At 64.7% G+C, this 19,323-nt stretch carries 13 protein-coding genes; 9 read left to right on the forward strand and 4 right to left on the reverse strand.

Features of this window, described 5'->3' with window-relative positions:
• Window positions 1-60: 60 nt before the first annotated feature.
• Window positions 61-2,232 carry a malate synthase G gene (locus P0X85_RS00690; RefSeq protein ID WP_275806938.1) on the reverse strand — a complete coding sequence of 724 codons (2,172 nt, stop codon included), beginning with the start codon at window positions 2,230-2,232 and terminating at the stop codon, window positions 61-63.
• Between the two features lie 158 nt (window positions 2,233-2,390).
• Window positions 2,391-4,049 carry an NAD+ synthase gene (locus P0X85_RS00695; protein ID WP_275806941.1) on the reverse strand — a complete coding sequence of 553 codons (1,659 nt, stop codon included), beginning with the start codon at window positions 4,047-4,049 and terminating at the stop codon, window positions 2,391-2,393.
• A 243-nt stretch (window positions 4,050-4,292) separates the two neighbouring features.
• Here P0X85_RS00695 and P0X85_RS00700 point away from each other — a divergent pair, with 243 nt between their 5' ends.
• Window positions 4,293-5,744 carry an MORN repeat-containing protein gene (locus tag P0X85_RS00700; protein ID WP_275806944.1) on the forward strand — a complete coding sequence of 484 codons (1,452 nt, stop codon included), beginning with the start codon at window positions 4,293-4,295 and terminating at the stop codon, window positions 5,742-5,744.
• Between the two features lie 28 nt (window positions 5,745-5,772).
• Here the strand turns inward: P0X85_RS00700 and P0X85_RS00705 are convergent, their stop codons facing one another.
• Together P0X85_RS00705 and putA are read right to left on the reverse strand one after the other, a co-directional pair.
• Window positions 5,773-6,420, reverse strand: coding sequence for an SDR family NAD(P)-dependent oxidoreductase (locus tag P0X85_RS00705; protein ID WP_275806947.1), 648 nt, complete (start codon window positions 6,418-6,420; stop codon window positions 5,773-5,775).
• Between the two features lie 60 nt (window positions 6,421-6,480).
• Window positions 6,481-9,924: a bifunctional proline dehydrogenase/L-glutamate gamma-semialdehyde dehydrogenase PutA gene (gene putA, locus P0X85_RS00710; protein WP_275806951.1), complete on the reverse strand. Its 3,444-nt coding sequence runs from the start codon at window positions 9,922-9,924 to the stop codon at window positions 6,481-6,483.
• A 117-nt stretch (window positions 9,925-10,041) separates the two neighbouring features.
• On the opposite strand from putA, the gene P0X85_RS00715 reads away from it, so the two are divergent.
• The 8 genes from P0X85_RS00715 (at window position 10,042) to P0X85_RS00750 (ending at window position 19,247) form a co-directional block, all read left to right on the forward strand.
• Window positions 10,042-10,515 (forward strand): Lrp/AsnC family transcriptional regulator, encoded by a 474-nt coding sequence (locus P0X85_RS00715; RefSeq protein ID WP_275806954.1) that lies wholly within the window; start codon window positions 10,042-10,044, stop codon window positions 10,513-10,515.
• 268 nt (window positions 10,516-10,783) lie between these two features.
• Window positions 10,784-12,343 carry a 2-isopropylmalate synthase gene (locus tag P0X85_RS00720; protein WP_275806957.1) on the forward strand — a complete coding sequence of 520 codons (1,560 nt, stop codon included), beginning with the start codon at window positions 10,784-10,786 and terminating at the stop codon, window positions 12,341-12,343.
• Between the two features lie 318 nt (window positions 12,344-12,661).
• Window positions 12,662-13,699, forward strand: coding sequence for a rod shape-determining protein (locus P0X85_RS00725; protein ID WP_338030508.1), 1,038 nt, complete (start codon window positions 12,662-12,664; stop codon window positions 13,697-13,699).
• A 52-nt stretch (window positions 13,700-13,751) separates the two neighbouring features.
• Window positions 13,752-14,654, forward strand: a complete 903-nt coding sequence (gene mreC / locus P0X85_RS00730; protein ID WP_275806960.1) for a rod shape-determining protein MreC — start codon at window positions 13,752-13,754, stop codon at window positions 14,652-14,654.
• The gene (locus P0X85_RS00735; RefSeq protein ID WP_275806963.1) at window positions 14,647-15,186 is read left to right on the forward strand and encodes a rod shape-determining protein MreD; all 540 of its coding nucleotides are present in this window, start codon (window positions 14,647-14,649) and stop codon (window positions 15,184-15,186) included. Before mreC ends, P0X85_RS00735 begins: the two co-directional genes overlap by 8 nt.
• Window positions 15,187-15,199: 13 nt before the next feature.
• Window positions 15,200-17,146, forward strand: coding sequence for a penicillin-binding protein 2 (mrdA, locus tag P0X85_RS00740; RefSeq protein ID WP_275806966.1), 1,947 nt, complete (start codon window positions 15,200-15,202; stop codon window positions 17,144-17,146).
• A gap of 12 nt (window positions 17,147-17,158) precedes the next feature.
• Window positions 17,159-18,298, forward strand: coding sequence for a rod shape-determining protein RodA (gene rodA, locus P0X85_RS00745; protein WP_275806969.1), 1,140 nt, complete (start codon window positions 17,159-17,161; stop codon window positions 18,296-18,298).
• Between the two features lie 10 nt (window positions 18,299-18,308).
• Window positions 18,309-19,247 (forward strand): 2-hydroxyacid dehydrogenase, encoded by a 939-nt coding sequence (locus P0X85_RS00750; RefSeq protein ID WP_275806972.1) that lies wholly within the window; start codon window positions 18,309-18,311, stop codon window positions 19,245-19,247.
• Window positions 19,248-19,323 lie beyond the last annotated feature (76 nt).

Here is a 19,323-nt window from a genome sequence, read left to right on the forward strand (position 1 = left end):
ATTTGATAATCCGGCGCAATGCAGAGAGCGGCGCACCGGAGCACGCCGCTCTTTGAAGCCTCAGCCCGAAGCCCGCGCCTTCAACTCAAGGCGGCGGCGATGCAGGACCGGCTCGGTATAGCCTGAGGGCTGCACGCGGCCCTCAAACACCAGATCACACGCCGCCTCGAAGGCGACCCCGTCGAAGCCCGGAGCCATCGCGCGATAGGCCGGATCGCCCGCGTTCTGACGGTCCACCACCTCAGCCATCTGGCGCATGATCTCCATCACCTGATCGCGGCTAACCACCCCGTGATGGAGCCAATTCGCAACATGCTGCGCCGAGATGCGGCAGGTCGCGCGGTCTTCCATCAGGCCGACATCGTGGATGTCCGGCACTTTGGAGCAGCCAACCCCCTGATCAATCCAGCGCACAACATAGCCAAGAATACCCTGCGCGTTGTTCTCGACCTCGCGGCGGATTTGCTCGGGCGTCCAGCGCCGATAGGTGGCCAGCGGAATGTCGAGCAGTGCATCGAGATGGCCGCGCCGCCCGCCCCTGGCAAGCTGCGCCTGCACCGCCATCACATCGACCTTGTGGTAATGCGTGGCGTGAAGCGTCGCGGCCGTCGGGCTCGGCACCCAGGCGCAATTGGCGCCCGCGCGCGGATGCTCGATTTTCTGCTCCAGCATGGCCGCCATCTTATCCGGCACGGCCCACATTCCCTTGCCGATCTGCGCCTTGCCCGAAAGCCCGCATTCCAGCCCGATATCGACGTTCTGGTTCTCATAGGCCGCGATCCAGCCCTTGCGCTTGATGAAGTCCTTGCGGCTGAAGGGACCCGCCTCCATCGAGGTGTGAATCTCGTCCCCGGTGCGGTCGAGGAAGCCCGTGTTGATAAAGCAAACGCGGTGTTTCGCGGCCCGGATACATTCCTTGAGATTGACGCTGTTGCGGCGCTCTTCGTCCATGATGCCGAGTTTGACGGTGTAAACCGGCAGGCCCAGTGCCGCCTCGACCGCGCCGAAAACTTCATCCGCGAAAGCGACCTCTTCGGGGCCGTGCATCTTGGGTTTCACCACATAAACCGAGCCGCAAACCGAGTTGCGCGGGCCGGAGGTCTTTTGCAGGTCGTGCATGGCGATGAGCACGGTGATCATCGCATCCATCAGCCCCTCGAACACCTCGTTGCCCTCGCGGTCACGGATCGCCGGGTTGGTCATCAGGTGGCCGACATTGCGCACCAGCAAAAGCGCGCGGCCCTTCAGGGTCAGCTCCGATCCATCGGGCGCGGTGAAGCTACGATCCCCGTTCAGGCGGCGCGTCATCGTCTTGCCGCCCTTCTCGAAAGTCTCCTCAAGGTCGCCCTGCATCAGCCCAAGCCAGTTGCGATAGGCGAGGATCTTGTCCTCGGCATCGACGCAGGCCACCGAGTCCTCAAGGTCGATGATCGCGGACATCGCGGATTCCAGCACCACATCCGCAAGCCCCGAGGCCGAGGTCTTGCCGATCGGGTTCTCGGGATCGAACCGCAATTCGACATGCAGCCCGTGATTGCGCAGCAGCACCGAGCGCGGCGCGTCCGGCGTGCCGGTGTAGCCCACGAAAGCCCCGGGGTCGCGCAGGTCAGAGCCATCGACCTTCAGCTTGCCGTCAACGACCCGGTAGGCGCTCGCCTTCGCGTGGCTCGTCCCTGCGATCGGAAACACCTCATCGAGGAACACCGCTGCCCGCGTCACGACCCGCGCACCGCGCCCGGCATCGAACCCGCCCGAAGCGGGCGGTGCGCCCATCGCATCGGTGCCGTAAAACCCGTCATAGAAGCTACCCCAGCGCGCATTGGCCGCGTTCAGCACGAAGCGCGCATTGGTCGAGGGCACCACAAGCTGCGGCCCCGGAATCTGCGCGATTTCGGGGTCCGTGTTCGCGGTCTCGATGCTGAAATCCCCGCCCCTCGGAACGATATAGCCAATCTCTTCGAGAAACGCGCGATAGGCCTCGCGGTCATGCGGATGACCGCGACGGGCCTTATGCCAGTCGTCGATCTGCGTCTGGATCGCTTCACGCTTGGCCAGCAACGCGCGGTTGCGCGAGGTGAAGTCGTGCACGATCCCCGAAAACGCGCTCCAGAACCGATCCGGCGTGATGTCGAGCCCGGCCAACACATCCTCCTCGATGAACCGCTTCAGGCTCGGATCGATGCTGAGATCGTGCGTGAGCACCATGGCTTGGGGCGGGTTGGTATCCGGCATGTGGGCTTCCTTGGCAAAGGCTGGACGGAGCCATGCCGTTGCGAAAGACGACCGGGCACGGCTTGGGTGACAGCCATTTTCTACCAGATCTCTTTGATCTGACTTCTTTGAAAGTCCGAAAGGACTTTCAAACTATACCGGGCAATTCCTGCGCCCGTTCAGCTTGGATCGCGCCAGCGGTTCACCATCGGATAGCGCCGGTCGAGCCAGAAAGCCCGCGTCGTCAGACGTGGTCCCGGTGCCGACTGGAAGCGCTTCCACTCGGAGATATAGAGCAGATGCTCGATCCGCTTGACGGTGGCGCGGTCGAAGCCGGCGGCGACGATCTCGCCCACGGATTGATCCTCTTCGACGAGCCGTTCAAGGATCGCGTCCAGCACCTCATAGGGCGGCAGGCTGTCCTGATCTTTCTGGTCCGGGCGCAGCTCTGCCGAGGGCGGCTTATCGATGATCGAGACCGGGATGACCTCCCCGGCGGGTGCTTTCATCCACGGGCGGTGGTTCACGTTGCGCCAGCGGCAGGTCTCGAACACACGGGTTTTATACAGGTCCTTCAGCGGGTTATAGCCACCCGCCATGTCGCCATAGATGGTGCAATAGCCCACAGCGACCTCGGATTTATTGCCCGTGGTCAGCAGCATCGAGCCGAACTTGTTCGAAATCGCCATGAGCATCACGCCGCGCAGGCGCGACTGGATATTCTCTTCGGTGACATCGGGCTTGGTGCCAGCCATCAGATGCGCGAGCGCCCCCTCGACCGCATGGCGGCTCTCTTCGATCGAGACAGTATCGAGACGCGTCCCCAGACGCCCCGCGATATCGGCGGCATCGTCGAGCGAGCTTTGCGAGGTGTATTCCGAGGGCAGCATCACGCAATGCACATTCTCGGGGCCGAGCGCATCGGCGGCAATCACCGCCACCAGCGCCGAGTCGATCCCGCCAGAAAGGCCCAGCACGACTTTCGAAAAGCCCGATTTCGCCAGATAGTCGTGCAGCCCCATGACCATCGCGCGGTAGTCCTGCTCCCAGTCGTCGGGCTGCGGGTCCATGCGACCGGGCAGCGCGCGCCAGCCCTCGGCCCCGCGTTCGAAATCAATATGATCCACGATCTCTTCCCAGGGCGCGAAATGCGCGGCCATCTGCCCATGCGGATTGAGCACGAAGCTCGACCCGTCGAAAAGCTGATCGTCCTGACCGCCCAGCGCGTTGAGGTAAACCACGGGCAGACCCGTTTCGACCACCCGCGAGACGATCACGTTCATCCGCAGATCGAGCTTGCCGCGGCGATAGGGCGAGCCGTTCGGGATCAGAAGGATCTCGGCGCCGGTCTCCTCCAGCGTCTCGGCCACATCGGGGTGCCACGCGTCCTCGCAGACCGGGGTGCCGATCCGCAGCGGCCCGATCCGGTAAGGCCCCGAAATCGGCCCGGAATCAAAGAGGCGCATCTCGTCGAACACATCGTCATGCGGCAGGTGATGCTTGAGCATCCGCGCACGCACCGCGCCCTCTTCGATCACCCAATAGGCGTTGTAATGGCCGCTTTCGTCCCAATAGGGCCCGCCGATCCCCAGCGCCGGACCATCCACGATCCGCTGCGCCAGAGCCGCCATCTGCGCCATCGCGTCATGGACGAAGGCAGGCTTCAGCACGAGGTCCTGCGTCTGATAGCCGGTCAGGAACATCTCGGGCAACGCGACCATATCGGCCCCGGCCGCCTTGCCTTCGAGCCAGGCCTGATAGGCCTTCTCGGCATTGGCCGCCAAGGCGCCCACGGTCGGGTTGAGCTGCGCGAGCGTCAGACGAAAGCGATCGGCCATCGGCGTCGGGTCCTGTCGGTTGGGTCAGCGATACTCCCCTGATTTAGCAGATGTTCCCCAAGTTGAAAGCGCCGATCGGGGGGAAAATGGCGCGGCTTTACGCATCGCGCACCGCTCGCGCGGATGTGGGGGCTCGGCGCTTGTCACGCCCGGCGGCGCGCTTTAGGGTCCGGACGGGTTCAGGGGTGGGGATGCAAGCCGGATGGCGCGGCACCCCCTTCGGTCTTGAAGAAGGATCGCATCATGTCGGGCAAAGCTCTTCGCGCATTCACCTTGTCTCTGGCTGTCGCGGCCGGGTCCGCAGGCATGGCCTTTGCGCAGGATGTCGTGACCAAACAATATGACGATGGCGGGCTCTACGAGGGCACCTTCAAGAACGGCAAACAGCACGGGCGCGGGACGTACAAGCTCCCCTCCGGCTACGAATACGAGGGGGAATGGGTCGAGGGCGAGATCCGCGGCCAAGGCATCGCCCGCTTCCCAAATGGCTCTGTCTACGAGGGCAGCTTCGCGCGCGGCAAACCGCATGGGACGGGCAAGATCACCTTCGCCGACGGCGGCACCTACGAAGGTACTTGGGACTTCGGCGCGATCACCGGCGAGGGCGTGGCGAATTACGCGAATGGCACCCGCTATACCGGCCAGTTCAAGGGCGCGCTGCATGACGGCCAAGGCGTGCTCGAGGGCGCGAACGGCTATCGCTACGAGGGCGAGTGGGTCGCGGGCGTCAAGCAGGGCAAGGGCAAGATCAGCTACCCCGATGGCGCGGTCTACGAGGGCCAAATGCAGAACGGCCAACGCCACGGCCAGGGCACGCTTACGATGGCGGACGGGCTGACCTATGCGGGCGAGTGGCGCGATGGGCAAATGAACGGCCTCGGCAAACTCAGCCAGCCTAATGGCGATGTCTACGAAGGCGAGATGTCCAACGGCAAACGCCACGGGCTCGGCAAGGTGACCTATGCCAATGGCGACATCTATGACGGGGCCTTCATGCTGGACCAGCGCCACGGGCGCGGCGTGTTCACGGGCACCGATGGCTATGTCTACGATGGCGAATGGGTCGAAGGCCGGATTGAAGGGCAAGGCCGTGTCAACTACCCGGATGGCTCGACCTATGAGGGTCAGTTTGTCAACGACTTGCCCGAGGGTCAGGGCAAGATCACCTACCCCGACGGCTCAAGCTATGAGGGCGGCTGGCTGGCCGGTGTGATCGAAGGCCAAGGCATTGCACGCTACGCCAACGGGCTGATTTATGAGGGCGAATTCCTCTCGGCCCGGAACCACGGCAAAGGCAGGATGAGCTACCCTGACGGCTATGTCTACGAAGGCGACTGGGCCGATGGGCAGCGGCATGGGGAGGGCCGGGCGACCTATGCGGATGGCACCGTTTACGAGGGCAGCTTCGAGGCCGGTCAACGCTCGGGTCAGGGCACGATCACCAAGCCGGACGGATTTTCTTACACGGGCGGCTGGCGCAACGGCGAGATCGACGGCACCGGTGTTGCGACCTATGCGAATGGCGACGTCTATGAGGGCAACTTCATGCAAGGTAAGCGGCAGGGCGAAGGCACCATGCGCTATGCCTCCGGCAAGGTCGAAGCGGGGCGCTGGACCGAAGATGTGCTGACCGAGGAGCGCCCCGTCGAGGAGGCCGCGCCGTCGGAAGCCCCCGCAGAGGGCACCGCTCAATAGCAGATTTCGAACATCGGCAGCGCCGGGCCTACCAAGGAACCGGCTTGCCTTTGTAATCGAAGAACTGTCCCGATTGCGCGGGCCCAAGCGCCAGCAACACCTCCAGCAGCGCACGCGCCGCCACCTCGGGTGCCAGCTTTTCGCGCGGGTAGTCGCGGGTGAACTCTGTCTCCACTGTGCCGGGATGAAGACAAGCGACAACCAATTGAGGATATTTACGTTTCAGCTCGATCGCCGCCGTGTGCAGCAACTGGTTCAGCGCCGCTTTCGCCGTGCGGTAGCTATACCATCCCCCCAACCCGTTATCGCCAATCGACCCTACCCGCGCCGAGAGCGCCGCGAAATGGGCGGGGCGGTCGCGCGGCAAAAGCCGCGCGGCATGTTTGAGGATGAGCGCCGGTCCTACGGCATTCACGAGGAACTGCGCTTGCAGTTCTTCAACCGATAGCTGCGAAAGTGCCTTCTCCGGTGTGCCAAGCGCGCCGGTCGCCACGAATATCAGATCGAACCCGGGCTCGAGACGCCCGAGATGGCTCTCGACGCTAGCCTCCGAGGTCACGTCAAACCCGTCCGCCCGGCGCGAAAGCCCGGTCACCGCCCAGCCGTCCGCCTCCAGACACACCCGGATTGCCGACCCGATCCCGCCACTATCGCCCAACACCAATGCCCGCTTCATCGCATCCTTCGCCCCAGTCACGGGGCAAAGGATAAGGCGCGGGCGTGGGGCGGCAAGGGCTCAGCCGACCGCCAGCCCACCCGAGAGCAGCGCCGCGTTGCCGCCGGCAGCGGTCGTATCCACGCACAGATGCCGCTCCAGCAGGACGTGCCCCGCATCCGGGGTCGTCACGATGAGAGGCAGGATCGCGCCGGGCCGCGAAGCGAGGGCCTGCGCATATGCCGCAGCCCCCTCTCCCCAGTAGAGCGCGCCCGCGAACCCTTCGAGCGTGGCAAGGGCCGTCGCCTCAAGCCGCCCCTGGACCTCGACTGCGACACCGCCCAAAGCGCGCACGGCCGATGCCTGCTCTACCACCGCCGCAGGCCCCGGACCGAGGCACAGGATCGGCGCGCGCGGCACCGTCCGGAGCCGGTTCGACTCGCCCGTCGGGCCGGGCAGGTCCTCTGTCGAGACGATCCGTTCCGGCGCATTCGCTGCCTCGAAGATCGCGGCTTGCACCGCCAGCGGGTCGGCCTCGGACCCCCAGTTATCCATCGCGCCGGGCATCGCGGCACGCGCGAAACGGCTCAGATAGAGCGGCCCGCCCGCCTTGGGTCCCGTACCGGAAAGCCCCTCACCGCCAAAGGGTTGCGAGCCGACCACCGCGCCGATCTGGTTGCGGTTCACGTAGACGTTGCCGATATGGAGCCGGTCCGCAATGTCCTGCACGCGGCTGTCGATCCGTGTATGCAGACCGAAGGTCAGCCCGTAGCCACGTGCGTTGATCGCAGCGATGACCTGATCGAGGTCGCCCGCCGCGAAACGCGCGACGTGCAGCACCGGGCCGAAGACCTCGCGCTCCAGCGCCGAGATGCCCGGCACCTCAATCATCGCAGGCGCGACAAAGGTGCCCTGATTGGGCGGTGTCAGCGCGTGGAGCAGCCGACCATCCGCGCGGGCGGCCGCGATATAGGCGGCGATCTGATCACGGGCCTCGGTATCGATCACCGGCCCCACATCGGTCGCAAGCGACCACGGATCGCCAAGGCGTAGCTCCTCCATGGCGCCCCGGATCATCGCGATCAGATGAGGTGCGACGTCTTCCTGCACATAGAGACAGCGCAGCGCCGAACAGCGCTGACCCGCCGACTGGAAAGCCGAGGCAACGACATCGCGCACCGCTTGTTCGGGCAGCGCGGTCGAGTCGACGATCATCGCATTGAGCCCCCCGGTCTCGGCGATCAGCGGAGCCTCGGGGGCAAGGTTAGCGGCCATCGAACGGCGAATGATTTGCGCGGTCTCGGTCGAGCCGGTGAACACCACGCCGTCGATGCGCGGGTCAGACGTGAGCGCCGCGCCGACCGTGCCGCCCTGCCCAGGCAGAAGCTGCAATGCGCTTACCGGAACCCCCGCCTTGTGCAGCAACTCCGCCCCGATCGCGGCAATGATCGGCGTCTGCTCGGCAGGCTTGGCGAGAACCGCATTGCCCATCGCCAGCGCCGCCGCGATCTGCCCTGTGAAAATCGCCAGCGGGAAGTTCCATGGCGAAATCGCGGTGACGCGCCCAAGGGGCTGGGTCTCGCCGCGTGCTTCGGCCTGAGCCGCATAGTAGCGCAGGAAATCGACCGCCTCGCGCAACTCGCCCACCGCGTCGGGCAGGGTCTTGCCCGCCTCACGCGCAAGGGCCGCAAAGATCAGGCCGAAATTCTCTTCGTAGAGGTCCGCCGCCCGGCGCAGCACCTCGGCGCGCGTCGAAACCGGCGCATCCCAAGGCGCGGCCCCCGCCAGCGCAAGGGCCACACAATCGGTATCCGCTTCTTGCACCGTGCCGATCTCGGCGCCGGTTGCGGGATTGGTGACGGGAACGGTCACCCCGCTCGCCTCGCCCGCGATCAGCGGACGCGCGGCGGGCAGAACCGCAGCCGAGCGCGCGGCCTCGATCCGGGCCAGCGTCACCTCATCCGAGAGGTCGAACCCGGTCGAATTCGTCCGTTCCGGCGCAAAGAGATCGGCGGGTTTCGACAGGCCTGCGGGCGGGCGGGCCATGGCCAGCGCATCAAACGGGTCGCGCGCGATTTCCTCGGGCGTGACCTCGGTATCGACGATCTGGTTCACGAAGGACGAATTCGCGCCGTTCTCGAGCAGCCGCCGCACGAGATAGGCCAGCAAGTCCCGATGCGCGCCGACCGGCGCATAGATGCGGCAACGGCTCCCCGCTTCCTTGAGCACCATATCATGCAGCCGCTCGCCCATGCCGTGAAGCCGCTGGAACTCGAAGGGCGCATCGCCAGCCATCTCGAGGATCGCGGCCACGCTATGCGCATTATGCGTCGCAAATTGCGGATAGAGGCGCGAGGCCTCCAGAAGCTTGCGCGCATTGCACAGGTAGCTGACATCGGTCGCGGTTTTGGTCGTGAAGAGCGGGAAGTCGGGATGCCCCTCGACCTGCGCGCGCTTCATCTCACTATCCCAATAGGCCCCTTTCACCAAGCGCACCATGAGCTTGCGATCCAGCGCCTCGGCCGTCTCTTGCAGCCAGTCGATCACCCCGCCCGCGCGCTTGCCATAGGCCTGCACGACGACGCCGAACCCGTCCCAGCCCGCCAGTTCCGGGCCAGCCAGAACCGCCCCGATGACGCGGAGCGACAGGGTCAGCCGGTCCTGTTCCTCCGCGTCGATATTGAAGCCCATATTCGCCGCGCGGGCCTGACGGGCGAGCGCAGTGACCACCGGCACGAGTTCCGCCATCACCCGGTCTTCCTGCGCGACCTGATAGCGCGGATGCAGCGCCGAGAGCTTCACCGAAATCCCCGGATTGTCGCGCACCGAGCCGTGGGTGCAGGCCGCGGCGATGGCCGTCATCGCATCGGCATAGGCGCGGGCATAGCGCGCCGCGTCGCCCGCCGTCATCGCCGCCTCACCCAGCATGTCGTAGCTGTAGGTGTAGCCCTTGGCCTCTTGCGCGCGCGCGCGGGTCAGCGCGTCGCCAATGGTCTGGCCAAGCACGAATTGCCGCCCCATTTCCTTCATCGCGCGCGACACGGCCGAACGGATTACCGGCTCGCCCAGCCGCTTGATCGCGCCGCGCAGCGTGCCCGCCAGCCCCGGCTTCGGGTCTTCGAGCACCCGGCCCGTCAGCATCAGGGCCCAGGTCGAGGCATTGACCAGCGAGGACGAGGCCTCACCCAGATGCCGCCCCCAGTCCGAGGGCGCGATCTTGTCCTCGATCAACTCGTCGATGGTCTCGCGGTCCGGCACGCGCAGCATCGCCTCCGCCAGACACATCAACGCCACGCCCTCGCGGGTCGAAAGCCCGTATTCGGCGAGGAAATGTTCCATGAGCGTCGGCGCGGTCTCGGCGCGGATGCGGGCGATATAGCCAGCCGCACGCTTGGAGATGCGCGCGCGGACCTCGGGCGCAGGTGCGAATGCGGCCACCAGATCGGCGAGCACATCGTCCTCGGCGCGGAATTTCAGACCGTCGAGGGCGGTCGGCTGCGGGGCGGAAACCGGGAGGTGGATCATGGAAGACCTCTGCGAGCTGAGATACCCCATGATAGCACTGCCAGTCTGGTCGTTTCCTCCAATCTATGCCAATCTGGCAGCACAGAAGACTATAATTATGCGAAATAGGCAGGCCAAATGACCAGTGATCTCGACAGCTATGACCGCAAGATCCTGTCGCTCCTGACGCGCGACGCCCGTATGCCGGTGGCGCAGATCAGCCAGCAGATCGGCCTGTCGAAAACCCCGGTCGCGGCGCGCATCAAGCGAATGGAGGAGAGCGGGCTGATCGCGGGCTACCGCGCGATCCTGTCCACCGTGCAGCTTGGCCTGAGCCATATCGCCTTTGTCGAGGTCAAGCTGACCGACACCCGCGAAAGCAGCCTGCGCGCCTTTAATGCTGCGGTCAAAAAGGTGCCGGAGATCGCGGAATGCCACATGATCGCGGGCGGCTATGACTACCTGCTCAAGGTTCGCACCAGCAGCATCGAGGCCTACCGCATCGTCATGGGCCAGCAGATCTCGGCCCTGCCCCATGTGCTCACCACCTCAACCTATGTCGCGATGGAAACCGTCGTCGAACAGACCAATCCCCCGATGTCGACCATCTGAGATTTCCTCTTTTCATCCCGCAATGAGCGGCTATAGTCGCCCCCATGACACGCAGCATCGCATATGTTTCGACCCGGACCGCGCATTCGCGCGGCCTGTCGCTGCGCGGTCTCCTTCTTCTTAGCAGCCTCTGAGCGTGCCCTTCGGGCGCGACCGCTCGGAGGTAGCCAGCGCCCGATCCCCTCAAAGCCCAAGCGAGCCGCTGGCCTTTGAGGGTCTTTCACGCTAAAGCCACTGCAAAGAAGAGACGAGACCAATGGCCCAAAACATGACCGACAAATCCCGCGTTCTGATTTTCGACACGACCCTGCGCGATGGCGAGCAATCGCCGGGCGCCACGATGACCCATGACGAGAAGCTGGAAATCGCCATGCTGCTCGACGAGATGGGCGTGGACATCATCGAGGCCGGGTTCCCGATTGCCTCGGAAGGCGATTTCGAGGCCGTCAGCGACATTGCGAAACGCTCGAAGAATTCTGTGATTGCGGGGCTGAGCCGGGCGAATTACAAGGATATCGACCGCTGCTGGGAGGCCGTGAAACACGCCGCCCGCCCGCGCATCCACACCTTCATCGGCACCTCGCCAAGCCACCGCGAGATCACCAAGCTCAATCAGGACGAAATGATCGAGCGGATCGCCGACACGGTGACCCATGCGCGCAACCTGTGCGAGGACGTGCAATGGTCGGCGATGGACGCGATCCGGACCGAGCGCGATTATCTCTGCCGCGTCGTGGAGACCGCGATCAAGGCGGGCGCCACCACGATCAACATCCCCGACACCGTAGGCTACACCCTGCCCTCAGAGAGCGCGGACATCATCCACATGCTGCTGGAAAAGGTTCCGGGCGCGGATGAGGTGATCTTTGCGACCCACTGCCATAACGACCTCGGCATGGCGACGGCGAACGCGTTGGCGGCGGTTTCGGCTGGCGCGCGTCAGATTGAATGCACCATCAACGGTCTGGGCGAGCGCGCGGGCAATACCGCGCTCGAAGAGGTCGTCATGGCGATCAAGGTCCGCAAGGATCTGATGCCCTACACGACCAATATCGACACCACCAAGATCATGCACCTGTCGCGCCGCGTGAGCCAGGTTTCGGGCTTCCCGGTGCAATTCAACAAGGCCATCGTCGGCAAGAACGCCTTCCTGCACGAGTCGGGCATTCACCAGGATGGCGTGCTGAAGAATGTCGAGACCTTCGAGATCATGCGCCCTGCCGACATCGGCATCACCGAGACCAATATCGCCATGGGCAAGCACTCGGGCCGCGCGGCGCTGCGTTCGAAGCTGAACGATCTGGGCTACGATCTGGCCGATAACCAGCTCAACGACGTGTTCGTGCGGTTCAAGGCGCTCGCCGACCGCAAGAAGGAAATCTACGACGAGGATCTGGTCGCACTGATGACCGACTCGGCGGCCAATACCGGCGACGATTATCTGCAAGTCAAATGGCTGCGCGTGGTCTGCGGCTCGGACGGGCAGGAAGCCGAGCTGAAGATGCTGGTAGATGGCACTGAAAAGAGCGCGAAATGCCAAGGTGACGGGCCGGTCGATGCGGTCTTCAACTGCGTCAAGGAGATCTACCCGACCCAGGCGCGGCTCAAGCTCTATCAGGTCCATGCCGTGACCGAGGGCACCGACGCGCAGGCGACGGTCAGCGTTCGCATGGAGGAGGACGGGCGCATCGTGACCGGCTCTGCCGCCGATACCGATACGATCCTCGCCAGCGTCAAAGCCTATGTCGGCGCACTCAACCGTCTGCGCGTGCGCAGCCAAAAAACCGCGCCCGACGCGGACGTGAAATCGGTGAGCTACAAGCTCTGATCCGACATTTGGATGTCACACGAACGGGCGGCCCAATGGGACCGCCCGTTCACATGCCCACGCACTGACCGCACATGCCGCAAATTTTGACATATTCGTGAGATGTGGAATTTCGGCTATCTTGGGCGCCAATGTAGTCCCTTTAGACAAGCGAATGTTGGAAAAGTGAAATTCCCTTTGGCAGGGTCAGCGAAGTTCCGCGCCTCTGCAACGGACTGACCGGGAATCCGCTTCCCCGTGCGAAGGCATTTTACTATACGAACAGCAACCAAGGCTCGCCCGAGTCGGGGCGTGCTGGATATTGGATTGGGACGGAAAATGGCAGGTTTTGGCGGGATCTTTTCCTCGGACATGGCGATCGACCTCGGAACGGCGAACACGCTGGTCTATGTGAAGGGCAAGGGGATCATCCTCAACGAACCCTCGGTGGTCGCCTATCACGTCAAGGACGGCAAGAAGCAGGTGCTGGCGGTCGGTGAAGATGCGAAGCTTATGCTGGGCCGGACCCCCGGCTCGATCGAGGCGATCCGCCCGATGCGCGACGGCGTCATCGCGGATTTCGACAGCGCCGAGGAAATGATCAAGCATTTCATCCGCAAGGTCCACAAGCGCAACACTTTCTCCAAGCCCAAGGTCATCGTCTGCGTCCCCCATGGCGCGACGCCTGTGGAAAAGCGCGCGATCCGTCAGTCGGTGCTCTCGGCGGGCGCACGCCGCGCGGGCCTCATCGCGGAACCGATTGCAGCGGCCATCGGCGCGGGCATGCCGATCACCGACCCCACGGGCTCGATGGTGGTCGATATTGGCGGCGGTACCACCGAGGTGGCGGTGCTCTCGCTCGGTGACATCGTCTATGCCCGCTCGGTGCGTGTGGGTGGCGACCGCATGGACGAGGCGATCATCTCCTACCTGCGCCGCAACCAGAACCTCCTGGTCGGCGAGTCCACGGCAGAGCGGATCAAGACCACGATCGGCACCGCCCGCATGCCCGATGACGGGCGCGGCGTGAGCCTTCTGGTGCGTGGCCGCGACCTGCTGAACGGCGTGCCGAAGGAAGTCGAGATCACGCAGGCGCAGGTCGCCGAAGCTCTGGCGGAGCCCGTGCAGCAGATTTGCGACGCGGTGATGCAGGCGCTCGAGACCACGCCCCCCGATCTGGCGGCTGATATCGTGGACCGTGGCGTGATGCTCACGGGCGGCGGCGCGCTTCTGGGCGAGCTGGACCTTGCGCTCCGCGAACAGACCGGCCTATCGATCTCGATCGCCGATCAGTCGCTGAATTGTGTTGCGCTCGGCACCGGCAAGGCACTGGAATACGAAAAGCAACTGCGGCATGTCATCGACTATGACAGCTGAGGCCGGGGGGCGCATCGCGCCCGTCTGACCGCAGGTCATTTTGGGGACGATCATGGCCAGGGAACGCGACGACGAGGATTTCATTGGCCCGCTGCGCCGCATCCTGATTGCGGTGCTGGCGATTGTGCTGGCCATCACATTCCTCGTGTGGCGCGTGGACAACCCCCGGATGGAGCGCTTCCGCGCGGCCTTTGTGGATCGGTTCGTGCCGACCTTCGACTGGGCCATGGTGCCGGTCACCAAGCTGTTCGGCATGGTCGAGGGCTTTCAGTCCTACACCCGCATCTACGAGCAGAATCAGGAATTGCGCCGCGAATTGCAGCGGATGAAGAGCTGGGAAGAAGCCGCCATTCAGCTAGAGCAGCAGAACGCGAAACTGCTGGCGCTGAACAATGTGCGGCTCGACCCCAAGCTGACGAGTGTCTCGGGTGTGGTGCTTGCGGACTCGGGCAGCCCGTTCCACCAGTCGGTGCTTCTGAATATCGGCTCGCGCGACGGGATCGTCGATGGCTGGGCGGTGATGGACGGGCTGGGGCTCGTCGGACGCATCTCGGGCGTGGGCAAGACCACGAGCCGCGTGCTTCTGCTGTCGGATACATCAAGCCGCATCCCGGTGCGGATCATGCCCTCTGGCCAGCGTGCGATCCTTGCGGGCGACAACTCCAAACACCCGCCCATCGACTTTCTGGTCAACCCCGAGCAGGTCCGCCCCGGCGATCAGGTGGTCAGCTCGGGTGACGGTGGCGTGTTCCCGAACGGTCTCTTGGTCGGTCAGGTCATGGAGACCCCGGACCGCCGCCTGCGCGTGCGCCTCGCTGCCGATTACGAGCAACTCGACTACCTGCGCGTGTTGCGCAGTCACCCGGCCGAACAGTTGCACGACACCGGCGCGCTGATCCCGCCGCCCGCGCTCGATGCCGAGGCCCCCGTCGAGGGAGAGCCCGGCGATGGTTGATCCGCTCACCACACGCCGGGTTCTGCATCGGGTGCTGTTTGTCGCGCTCTGTTCGGTGATCCTCTTCGTGCGGCTGCTGCCCATCGATCCCACCGCGCATGGGCTGCCCGGCCCCGACCTGATGCTGGCGCTGACGCTGGCTTGGGTCTTGCGCCGTCCCGATTACGTGCCAGCGGTCCTGATCGTCATGGTGTTTATCTTCGAGGATATGATGCTCTGGCGTCCAATCGGGCTTTGGCCGCTGATCGTGTTGATGGCCACCGAGTGGCTGCGCCGGCGCGAGACTGCGCTGCGCGATATGCCATTCCTGCTGGAACTGGCGCTGGTGGGCGGCGTGATGTTGGCGATGCTGGTGGTGCAACGGCTGATCTTGCAGATCACCATGGTCGATCAGCCCGCGCTTGGTCTTGAGTTGCTGCGCTGGCTGGTGACGCTGGCCGCCTACCCGCTGGTCGCGGGCTTCTCGCTCTTTGCCTTCGGATTGCGTCGCGCCGCCACCGGCGAGGTCGACGCTTTCGGGCAACGGCTGTAAGGGGGCGGGACGGATGCGCAGATCGCCCAAGGATACCGCCGAAAGCAGCCGCAAGATCACCCGCCGCGCGCTCATGCTCGGCGGGGCGCAGGTGGCCATCGTTGCGACGCTTGGCCTGCGGATGCGCCGGATGCAGCTTGAGCAAGCCGATCAATACCGGATGCTGGCCGAGGGCAACTCGGTCAAGATCCGCCTGATTCCGCCCGCGCGCGGGCTGATTTACGACCGCAACGGCATCCTGATTGCGGGCAACGAGCAGAATTATCGCGTCACCTTCACCCGCGACGACGCCGATGATGTGGACCGCGTGGTCACCGATCTGCGCCGCCTGATCGCGCTGTCCGACGCGGATACCGCCGCGCTTTTGGAAGACATTCGCAAGCGCCCGCCGACCACGCCGATCACCGTGGCCGACCGGTTGCCCTGGGATGACTTTTCGCGCGTGGCGGTGAACGCGCCTGCTCTGCCCGGCGTCACCCCCGAGGTCGGGCTAAGCCGCATCTACCCGCGCGGGGCCGATTTTGCGCATGTCGTCGGTTATGTCGGCCCGGTTTCCGACTACGACCTGAGCCGGATCGAAAACCCCGATCCGGTGCTGCGCATCCCCAAGTTCCAGCTCGGCAAGCTCGGCGTCGAGGCCAAGTTCGAGGATGACCTGCGCGGCCATGCCGGTCAGCGCCGGGTCGAGGTGAACAGCGCTGGGCGTGAGATGCGCGACCTTGGCCGCCAAGAGGGCGAGCCGGGAGAAAACCTGCAACTCACCATCGACTACAAGCTGCAAAACTACGCCTTGGCGCGACTGGGCGAAGAGTCCGCCGCCGCGGTGGTGATGGATGTAACGACGGGCGACATTCTGTGCTGTTCCTCGGCGCCGTCCTTCGACCCGAACCTGTTCGTGCGCGGAATTTCGGTCAAGGATTACAAAACCCTGACCGAAGACGACCACCGCCCGCTGGCCGACAAGACCGTGCAGGGGCTTTATCCGCCCGGCTCGACCTACAAGATGGTCACCGCGCTCGCCGCGCTCAAGGACGGGGCGATCACGCCGGAAACCACGGTGCGCTGCCCGGGTCACCTTGAGGTCGGCGGTCGGCGGTTCCACTGCTGGAAGCGCGCAGGCCACGGACCGGTCAATCTCGTGAAAAGCCTCGAGCAAAGCTGTGACGTCTATTACTACGATCTCGCCCAGCGGATCGGCATCGAAAAGATGTCCGAGATGGCGCAGATCCTTGGTCTGGGCACACGGCCCGACCTGCCAATGTCCGCCGTGGCCGAAGGGCTCGCACCGACCAAGGCCTGGAAGCAAGAGCGCTACGGCAAGGACTGGCTGATTGGCGACACGATCAACGCCTCGATCGGGCAGGGTTATGTGCTGGCCTCGCCGATGCATCTGGCGGTGATGACGGCGCGCATCGCAAGCGGCAAGGCGGTGGAGCCGCGCCTCGTGCGGGCGCGTGGCGGCGTGGAAATCCCGGCACGCGAGGCGCCGGAGCTTCCGCTCGACGCCGCGTGGCTTGCACAGGTGCGCCGGGGCATGAGTGCCGTGGTCAATGCCGAGCGTGGCACGGCGCGTAGCTCGCGTGTGGTCATGGCGGAATGGAAAATGGCGGGCAAAACCGGCACCAGTCAGGTGCGTAACATTACCGCCGCCGAGCGCGCGCGGGGCGTGATCCGCAACGATCAGCTTCCGTGGAACCGGCGTGACCATGCGCTTTTCGTGGCCTATGCGCCGGTCGACAATCCGAAATATGCGATCAGCGTGATCGTCGAGCATGGCGGGGGCGGCTCCACCGCGGCCGCGCCGATCGCGCGCGACATCCTGCTCTTTGCGCTCAACGGTGGTGTGCCACCCCTCGACGCCTATCCCAGCGCCCAGCGCGGGCGCATCCGCACGCAGCACGAAACGCTCGACCTCGTCGATCCCGACAGCGTGTCCAGCGATGTGAAAACACGGGTCTGAGGGGCGCGCACGATGAGCTATCTCGAGTCCAATCTCAAGACCGTGCCCACCGGGCTGAGCAAGGTGCTTTACCTGAACTGGCCGCTGGTCATCCTTTTGACGGCGGTCGCCTCGACCGGTTTTCTGATGCTGTATTCGGTCGCGGGCGGCACGCTCGACACATGGGCCGAGCCGCAAATGAAGCGCTTTGCCGTCGGCATGACGGCGATGTTCATCGTCGCCTTCGTGCCGATCTGGTTCTGGCGCAATATCTCGCTCGCGGCCTATCTGGTGGCGCTGGTCCTCTTGATCGCGGTGGAGTTCTTTGGCGCCATCGGCATGGGCGCGCAACGCTGGCTCGAACTTGGCCCACTCCGGATTCAGCCCTCGGAACTGATGAAAATCACGCTCGTGATGCTGCTCGCGGCCTATTACGACTGGCTCGATGTGGACAAGGTCTCGCGCCCGCTCTGGGTCGCGCTTCCGGTCGCGATCATCCTTGTTCCGACCTTCCTTGTGCTCGCGCAGCCTGACCTTGGAACGGCGGTAATGCTGGTCGCGGGCGGCGGGTTGGTGATGTTCGCCGCGGGTGTGAGCCTCTGGTATTTCGGCACGGTGATCGCCCTGATCGTCGCGCTGGTCTTCGGCGTGCTGGAAAGCCGCGGCACCGACTGGCAATTGCTTCACGACTACCAATACAAGCGGATCGACACCTTCCTCGACCCCTCTGCCGACCCGCTTGGCGCGGGCTATAACATCACGCAGGCGCAAATCGCGCTCGGGTCGGGCGGCTGGTCCGGGCGTGGCTTCATGCAGGGCACCCAGTCGCGCCTGAACTTCCTGCCCGAGAAACATACGGACTTCATCTTCACGACGCTGGCCGAAGAGTTCGGCTTCGTCGGCGCCTTCTCCCTGCTGATGCTTTATGCCGGGATCATCGCTTTCTGCATCCATGCCGCCGTGGTCAACCGCGACCGGTTTTCATCATTGCTGACATTGGGCGTGGGCGGGACATTCTTCTTCTTCTTCGCGATCAATATGGCGATGGTGATGGGGCTGATGCCCGTGGTCGGCGTGCCCTTGCCCCTTGTCTCCTATGGCGGGACGGCGATGATGATCCTGCTCGCGGCCTTTGGCCTCGTGCAAAGCGCCCATGTCCACCGCCCTCGCTAGGGAAGCCCCAATGCCTCGCATCCTTTTCGCAGCCAAACCCGAGCAATGGCCCGCCTATGAGACCCCCCTGGCGACGGCCCTTGCGGAAGCCGGCATTGACGCCGAGATCGTCCATCCCGGCGCCGATCCGGCGAGCATCGACTACATCGTCTACACCCCTTTCGGCCCCGTGCAGGACTTCACCCCTTACACGCGCACCAAGGCCGTGCTCAGCCTGTGGGCCGGGGTCGAGCGGATCGTCGGGAACGAGACCCTGACCCAGCCGCTCTGCCGCATGGTTGACGAGGGGCTTGAACGCGGCATGGTCGAGTGGGTAACCGGCCATACGCTGCGCTATCACCTCGGGATCGACTTCTACCGCACGCATCAGGACGGGGTCTGGCGTCAGGGCGAACAGGTGCCGCCCCTCGCCCCCGACCGCTCGGTCGTGATCCTCGGCCTCGGTGCGCTCGGCGCGGCCTGCGCGAAGGCGCTGGCGGGTCTGGGCTTCAAGGTGACCGGCTGGAGCCGCACGCCCAAAACGCTCGAAGGGATCGATTGCGTCCACGGCGCGGAGGGCCTGAAAATGGCGCTTGAGCGCGCCGAAATCCTCGCGACGATCCTGCCGAATACGCCCGAGACGACGAACCTGCTCAATGCGGAGAGCCTCGCGCGGATGCCGAAAGGTGCCGTGATCCTCAACCCGGGACGCGGCAATGTCATCGACGATGACGCGTTGCTGGCTGCCCTCGATGCCGGCCAGATTGGCGGCGCGACGCTGGATGTCTTCAAGACCGAACCGCTGCCTGCCGACCACCCATACTGGGCCCACCCGAAGGTGACCGTCACCCCGCATATCGCCGCCGAGACGCGGCCCGCCTCGGCGGCACGGGTCATCGCTGAGAACATCCGGCGCGGTGAAGCAGGCGAGCCCTTCCTGTTCCGCGTCGACCGCGCGCAGGGCTACTGACCCGCTTCCAATCGCTCGAAATATCCCGGGGGTCTGGGGGCAGAGCCCCCAGCCCTTTCACAGGCGGAGAGGCCGG

It is taken from the genome of Pseudothioclava nitratireducens (assembly GCF_029210495.1).
GTDB classification, from domain to species: domain Bacteria; phylum Pseudomonadota; class Alphaproteobacteria; order Rhodobacterales; family Rhodobacteraceae; genus Pseudothioclava; species Pseudothioclava nitratireducens.

What these genes read in the sequence shown, in the direction of transcription:
- P0X85_RS00690 (WP_275806938.1), bottom strand. Translation starts at nt 2,232, where the DNA reads ATGCCGGATACCAACCCGCCCCAAGCCATGGTGCTCACGCACGATCTC.
- P0X85_RS00695 (WP_275806941.1), bottom strand. Translation starts at nt 4,049, where the DNA reads ATGGCCGATCGCTTTCGTCTGACGCTCGCGCAGCTCAACCCGACCGTG.
- P0X85_RS00700 (WP_275806944.1), top strand. Translation starts at nt 4,293, where the DNA reads ATGTCGGGCAAAGCTCTTCGCGCATTCACCTTGTCTCTGGCTGTCGCG.
- P0X85_RS00705 (WP_275806947.1), bottom strand. Translation starts at nt 6,420, where the DNA reads ATGAAGCGGGCATTGGTGTTGGGCGATAGTGGCGGGATCGGGTCGGCA.
- putA (WP_275806951.1), bottom strand. Translation starts at nt 9,924, where the DNA reads ATGATCCACCTCCCGGTTTCCGCCCCGCAGCCGACCGCCCTCGACGGT.
- P0X85_RS00715 (WP_275806954.1), top strand. Translation starts at nt 10,042, where the DNA reads ATGACCAGTGATCTCGACAGCTATGACCGCAAGATCCTGTCGCTCCTG.
- P0X85_RS00720 (WP_275806957.1), top strand. Translation starts at nt 10,784, where the DNA reads ATGACCGACAAATCCCGCGTTCTGATTTTCGACACGACCCTGCGCGAT.
- P0X85_RS00725 (WP_338030508.1), top strand. Translation starts at nt 12,662, where the DNA reads ATGGCAGGTTTTGGCGGGATCTTTTCCTCGGACATGGCGATCGACCTC.
- mreC (WP_275806960.1), top strand. Translation starts at nt 13,752, where the DNA reads ATGGCCAGGGAACGCGACGACGAGGATTTCATTGGCCCGCTGCGCCGC.
- P0X85_RS00735 (WP_275806963.1), top strand. Translation starts at nt 14,647, where the DNA reads ATGGTTGATCCGCTCACCACACGCCGGGTTCTGCATCGGGTGCTGTTT.
- mrdA (WP_275806966.1), top strand. Translation starts at nt 15,200, where the DNA reads ATGCGCAGATCGCCCAAGGATACCGCCGAAAGCAGCCGCAAGATCACC.
- rodA (WP_275806969.1), top strand. Translation starts at nt 17,159, where the DNA reads ATGAGCTATCTCGAGTCCAATCTCAAGACCGTGCCCACCGGGCTGAGC.
- P0X85_RS00750 (WP_275806972.1), top strand. Translation starts at nt 18,309, where the DNA reads ATGCCTCGCATCCTTTTCGCAGCCAAACCCGAGCAATGGCCCGCCTAT.